We start from the raw sequence: 6,115 nt of genomic DNA on the forward strand, positions 1-6,115 counted from the left end.
CTCGCGGACGGCGTCCTCGGCGACCCAGTGGAGGTCGAGGGCCCGCTCGTGGCCGCGCTCGCGCCGGTAGCGCTCGACGCGCACGTACAGCGGGAGGACGTGCAGGGCGGAGCCGACGGGTGCCGAAGAGGCTGCCCAGTGCGCGTAGTTGACGGCCTCGGAGAGCGGTCCCGGGCGTCGGGCGTACACGAACTGGAGCATGCGGTGGTGCGCCTCGCGGTTGTGCGGGTCGCGCTTCTCCGCCTCGGCGAGCAGGCCCCAGGGACCGGGCGGCAGCATGGGGGCCGGCGGGGACAGCCGGTGCTCCTCCATGCGCTGGCGGCCGTCGAGGGCGGCGAGGGCGATCAGGCCGACCCAGGGCACCGGATCGTCGGGGGCCAGGCCGGCGGCCTCCCGGCACGCGGTCCAGGCCTCCTGCCACAGCTCCCGGGTGCGGGCGTGGCCCGCGCGGTGCGCGCGTACGGCCCGCTCGACGGTCACGCGGCTGTGCATCACGGTGGCGGCGAGGCTCCCGGGCTGCTCGGTCCGCCACATGTGGACGACGTCGGTGCCCGCGGCGACGGCGGCGAGGACCTGGGTGCGGCGGGTCCAGCCGTCCCAGCCCGTGGTCTCGTCGAGGAGCCTCGCCATCGCCACCCAGCGTCCGGTGCGTAAGTCCTGGACGGCGTTGCGCAGGGCGTGGTCGTGGCCCGCGGGGTGGTAGACGGGTCTGAAGCCGTGTCCGGCCATCAGGGGGTGGTGCGCGGTGTGGATGACATGGGTCCTCGGTGGATGGGAGGGGGTGGTCAGTCCCCCGGCGGGCGTCCCGGCCGTTGATCGGCGATCACTATAGAGGGCTCTGGATCCGACCGGTCCACTTTCTTTCGTGACAGTAATTATCAAGCCAACGACTGAATTTGACTTACCGTCAGGTATGACGGACAGACCTGACGTGATCACCCGGCGAGGCTTGACGGAGCGCCGCGACGACGGCACCCTGACCCTTTTCGGTGATCGGATGATCACCGAACGTCCAAGGACAGGAGCAGCGTGATGACGGGCGGCCCGGTACTCGCCGTCGACCAGGGCACCTCGGGCACCAAGGCCCTGGTCCTCTGCCCCGAGCGCGGAGTCATCGGCAGCGGTACGGCTCCCGTACGGCCCCGGTACCTGCCGGGCGGTCTGGTCGAGGTCGACCCGCGTGAGCTGTACGACTCCGTGGTCACCGCGGGCCGCGCGGCGCTCGCCGAGGCCGGCACGCCGGCCGTCGCCGTGGGTCTCGCCAATCAGGGCGAGACCGTCCTCGCCTGGGACCCCGCCACCGGCGAGCCGCTCACCGACGCCCTGGTCTGGCAGGACCGCCGAGCGGCCTCCGTCTGCGCCGAACTCGACGCTCACGCTGCAGAGTTGAGGCATCTGACCGGCCTCCCCCTCGACCCCTACTTCGCCGCTCCCAAGATGGCCTGGATCCGCCGCCACGCCACCGGCGCCGGCGTCGTGACCACCAGCGACGCCTGGCTCGTCCACCGGCTGACCGGCGCCTTCGTCACCGACGCGGCGACCGCCGGACGGACCGGACTGCTCGACCTCGACACCGTCGCCTGGTCGGAGACCGCCCTCGACCTGTACGGCCTCGGCGGCGAACGCCTCCCCCGGGTCGTGGACTGCGACGCGCCGGTCGGCACCACCACCGCCTTCGGCCCGGCACTGCCCCTCACCGGTCTGCTGGTCGACCAGCAGGCGGCGCTGCTCACCCAGAGCGCCGACGACCCGGCCGCCGCCAAGTGCACCTACGGCACCGGCGCCTTCCTCCTCGCACAGACCGGCCCCGCACCCCGGCGCGCGGCCTCGGGTCTGGTCAGCTGTGTCGCCTGGCGGCTCGGCGGACAGGTCGCCCACTGTCTGGACGGCCAGGTGTACACCGTCGCCTCCGCCGTGCGGTGGCTCACCGACCTCGGCGTCATCGGCGGGGCGGCCGAGATCGACCCGGTCGGCGGAGGGGCCCCGGACACCGGCGGCGTCACCTTCGTGCCCGCGCTCGCGGGGCTCGCCGCACCCTGGTGGCGGGGCGACGTGCGCGGCTCGCTCACCGGGCTCGGCCTGGACACCACGCCGGGCCACCTGGTCCGCGCCCTGTGCGAGGGCATCGCCGCGCAGGTCGTGGAACTCGCCTCGGCCGTCGCCTCCGACCGGGGCGCACCGCTGACCTCGCTGCGCGCGGACGGCGGCCTCACCCGGTCCGCGCTGCTCATGCAGACGCAGGCGGACCTCCTCCAACTGCCCGTTGAGGTCTCGTCGTTGCCCGACGCGACGGCGCTCGGTGTCGGTGCGGTGGCCCGGCTCGGCCACGACCCGGCGCTCACGCTCCGCGAGGCCGTCCCGGAGTGGAAGCCCGCGGCCGTGTACGAACCCCGGATCTCGGGCGACGAGGCGGGCGAGCGCCTCGCGCGGTTCCGGCGCGAGGTGGCGGCGCTGGTCGACCGGGCGGGGCCCGGCTCCGGGGCCCCGCCGCGCGAGCGCTCAGGCCCCGGCTCCGGCTCCGGCTCCGGCTCCTCATGAGCGTCACCCGTACCGGTCCCCTCCCCGCCGGCTCCGACGCGACGTACGACGTCGTGGTCGTCGGCGCGGGGGTCGTCGGCTCCGCGATCGCCCGGACACTGGCCCGCCACCCCCTGCGGGTCGCCCTCGTGGAGGCCGCGAACGACGTCGGCGACGGCACGTCGAAGGCCAACACCGCCATCCTGCACACCGGTTTCGACGCTCTGCCGGGCACACTGGAGGCGAGACTCGTCCGCGAGGGATACCGCCTCCTCTGCGCGTACGCCCAGGAGACCGGCATCCCCGTGGAACCGATCGGCGCCCTGCTCGTCGCCTGGGACGAGGAGCAGCGGGCCGCCCTGCCCCGCCTCGCGGAGAAGGCCGAGCGCAACGGGCACCGCACCACCCGGCTGCTCACCGCCTCCGAACTCCGGTCACGTGAACCGCACTTGGACCCCGGTGCCCTCGCCGCGCTCGAAGTGCCGGGCGAGTCGGTCGTCTGCCCGTGGACGACCACCCTCGCGTACGCCACCCAGGCCGTCCGCTCGGGCGTCGACCTGCACCTCGACTGCCGGGTGGAGAAGGTCCGCACGGGAGATCCGTACCACCGACTCGTCACCCGGCGCGGGGTGCTGCGGACCCGGCACCTCGTCAACGCCTGCGGGCTCCACGCCGACGCCTTCGACGCGCTCGTCGGCCGCGAGGACTTCACCGTCACCCCGCGCCGTGGGCAGCTGCTCGTATTCGACAAGTTCGCGCGCGACCTGGTGCGGCACATCCTGCTCCCCGTGCCGGGCCCGCTCGGCAAGGGCGTGCTGATCGCGCCGACGGTGTACGGGAACGTCATGCTCGGGCCCACCGCCGAGGACCTGGACGACAAGACCGCCACCGGCACGACGGCGGAGGGACTCGCCGGACTCCGCGAGCAGGGCGGCCGGATCCTCCCGGCGCTGCTCGACGAGGAGGTCACCGCCGTCTACGCCGGGCTGCGGGCCGCCACCGGGCAGGAGGACTACCGGATCGCCGCGCACCCGGGTCTCCGGTACGTGACGGTGGGCGGGATCCGGTCCACCGGGCTCACCGCCTCCCTGGCCGTCGCCGAGCACGTCCGCGGGCTGCTCGCCGACTGCGGGCTCGGCCTCGGGCCCGAGCGGCCCCTCGCCGGGCTCCGGATGCCGAACCTCGGCGAGGCCTTCCCCCGCCCGTACCGGGACGCCCGGCTCATCGCCCGGGACCCGGACTTCGGTGCGATCGTCTGCCACTGCGAGCGGGTCACCCGGGGCGAGATCCGGGCCGCGCTCACGTCGACGATCCCGCCGGGCGGCCTCGACGGGCTGCGCCGCCGCACACGCGCGCGTGGTGGCCGCTGCCAGGGGAACCACTGCGGTGCCGAGGTGCGGGCGTTGTTCGAGGAGCACGCGGAGCACCGGGAGGGGAACCGGTGAACCGTGCGGGCGTGGTCGTACGCGTACGAGGAGGGGTCCGGTGAACCGCACGGTCGACGTGCTCGTGGTGGGCGCCGGACCCGCCGGTCTCGCCGCGGCCGCGCGCCTCGCGGCGTCGGGTGCGGGGCGCGTCGAGGTCCTTGAGCGGGAGCAGGCCGCCGGCGGGGTCCCCCGGCACTGCGCCCGTGCGGGATTCGGCGCGGACGCCCGGGGCCGCCCCCTGGACGGTCCGGGATACGCACGCCGCTCGGTGCGCGCGGCGCTGCGCGCCGGGGCCACCGTCCGTACGGGCGTGTCCGCCACCGGCTGGGCGGGGCCGCTCACGCTCGACGTCACCGCGCCGACCGGGCTCGAACGCATCCGGGCCCGCGCGGTCGTCCTGGCCACCGGGGCCCGCGAACGCCCCCGCAGCGCACGGCTCGTCCCGGGGTCGCGGCCCGCCGGGGTCCTGACCACGGGCGAGCTCCAGCGGCTGGTCCTTCGGTTCGGGGCGGGGCCGGAGCTCGTCGGGCGGCGGGCGGTGGTCGTCGGTGGCGATCCCGTGGCCCGCGGCGCCGTGCGAACGCTGCGCGCCGCCGGGGTCGAGGTGGTGGCCGTCGTCTGCGAACACCCGGCGGGAAGGGCGGCGTTCGGGGCCGTCCCGGTGCTCACCGGCGCGGTCGTGTCGGAGCTTCTCGGCCGCGGGCGGCTGACCGGGGTCTCGGTACGGGGCGGGGTGGCCGGTACGACGCGGCACACCCTGCGGTGCGACACCGTGGTCTTCACCGGCGACTGGATCCCGGACCACGAACTCGCCCGCGCCCGCGGGCTGCCGCTCGCGCCCGGCACACGGGGTCCCGCGACGGACGGCGCCTTCCGCACCACCGCACCCGGGGTCTTCGCGGTCGGCAACCTCCTGCGCGGCGTGGAGCCGGCGGTGGTGGCCGCCGCCGAGGGGCGCGCGGTGGCGGCGGCCGTGACCGACCTGCTCGAAGGAGAGCCCTGGCCGGAGGGTGCGGTGCCGGTGGGAGTTCCGCCGGGCGTACCGACGGGACCGGTCGGGCCGCTGCGGTGGGTGACACCCGGTCTGCTCGGCCCGGTGGCCGCGCCCCTGCTCGTACGGCCGGAGCGCGGGCTCGTCCGACCGGTCCTGACCGTCACCCAGGACGGTGTCCCGCTGCGGCGGATGCGGCTGAGCGGCTCGCTCCTCCCCTGGCGGTCGGTGCGGTTGCCGGCGCGGTGGGCGGACGGGGTGGATCCCGGGGGCGGTCCGGTGGTGGTCGGCGCCGAGGAGTGACGCGCGCGGGCGGGTGTGCTTGGCTGCGGAGACCCGTGTGCGTGGGTGCGACGACGGGGGCCCTTCGGCCAGACTGGCCCGCATGTCTGACAAACGCAGTGCGGGTCTTCTCGTCTTCCGCCGTACGACGGACGGCGGCGTCGAGGTACTCATCGGTCATATGGGCGGGCCCTTCTGGGCGTCCCGCGAGCAGTCGGCCTGGTCGATCCCCAAGGGGGAGTACGAGCCGGACGAGGCCCCGGAGGCGGCGGCGGGCCGCGAGTTCCTGGAGGAGCTGGGGCTTCCGGCGCCCGAGGGCGAGTGGCTGGACCTCGGCGAGTCCCGGCAGCGCAACGGAAAGCTCGTCACCATCTGGGCCGTCGAGGGAACACTCGACGCGGCCGCGATCGTGCCGGGCACCTTCACCATGGAATGGCCGCCGCGCTCCGGCGTCCAGGGGGAGTTCCCTGAGATCGACCGGGTGGGCTGGTTCGCCCCGGACGCGGCCGCGCCGCTGCTCGTGGAGGGTCAGCGGGTCTTCCTGGAGCGGCTGGTGGAGCGGCTCGACGGGCGGGGCTGAGGGCGATTGTCAGACCCGTACGAGAGGGTGGTGAGCGCCGAACTGTCGAGAGGGAGCCCGACATGACCACGACCACGATCACCGCGAGCGAGCGCGCGGCCGCCCAGGCGTACCTGCGGTTGCTCGAATCCACCCAGGCCGTGCTGACCGATCCACAGCTCGCCCCGTACGCCGGGGTGATGCTCACCCATCCGATGGCCGAGGCGGACGAGGCGCTCCGCGCCGCGGGCCTCGTGGGGAACGAGGCGCGGCTGCTGCGGCTCGTCTCGTCCCTCCGCACCTCCCCCGCGACGGTCTGGGGAAGGGCGGGGTGAGGAG

6 protein-coding genes are annotated in these 6,115 nt (G+C 75.2%); 5 read left to right on the forward strand and 1 reads right to left on the reverse strand.

Going from position 1 to position 6,115, the window contains the following annotated elements:
- The coding region (locus AOK00_RS33545) for a hypothetical protein (RefSeq protein ID WP_055603919.1) at positions 1–729 on the reverse strand (729 nt) is incomplete at its 3' end.
- Positions 730–1,032: 303 nt separating this feature from the next.
- Here AOK00_RS33545 and AOK00_RS33550 point away from each other — a divergent pair.
- From AOK00_RS33550 to AOK00_RS33570, 5 genes are all read left to right on the forward strand, one after another.
- Positions 1,033–2,538, forward strand: a complete 1,506-nt coding sequence (locus tag AOK00_RS33550) for an FGGY family carbohydrate kinase (protein WP_055603920.1) — start codon at positions 1,033–1,035, stop codon at positions 2,536–2,538.
- Complete coding sequence (locus AOK00_RS33555; RefSeq protein ID WP_055603921.1) at positions 2,535–3,962, forward strand: FAD-dependent oxidoreductase; 1,428 nt, start codon at positions 2,535–2,537, stop codon at positions 3,960–3,962. Before AOK00_RS33550 ends, AOK00_RS33555 begins: the two co-directional genes overlap by 4 nt.
- A gap of 40 nt (positions 3,963–4,002) precedes the next feature.
- Positions 4,003–5,238, forward strand: coding sequence for an FAD-dependent oxidoreductase (locus AOK00_RS33560; RefSeq protein WP_055603922.1), 1,236 nt, complete (start codon positions 4,003–4,005; stop codon positions 5,236–5,238).
- 82 nt (positions 5,239–5,320) lie between these two features.
- Positions 5,321–5,797: an NUDIX domain-containing protein gene (locus AOK00_RS33565; RefSeq protein WP_055603923.1), complete on the forward strand. Its 477-nt coding sequence runs from the start codon at positions 5,321–5,323 to the stop codon at positions 5,795–5,797.
- Positions 5,798–5,859: 62 nt separating this feature from the next.
- Positions 5,860–6,111, forward strand: coding sequence for a hypothetical protein (locus tag AOK00_RS33570; RefSeq protein ID WP_030319319.1), 252 nt, complete (start codon positions 5,860–5,862; stop codon positions 6,109–6,111).
- Positions 6,112–6,115 lie beyond the last annotated feature (4 nt).

It is taken from the genome of Streptomyces aureus (genome assembly GCF_001418135.1).
GTDB lineage: Bacteria > Actinomycetota > Actinomycetes > Streptomycetales > Streptomycetaceae > Streptomyces > Streptomyces aureus_A.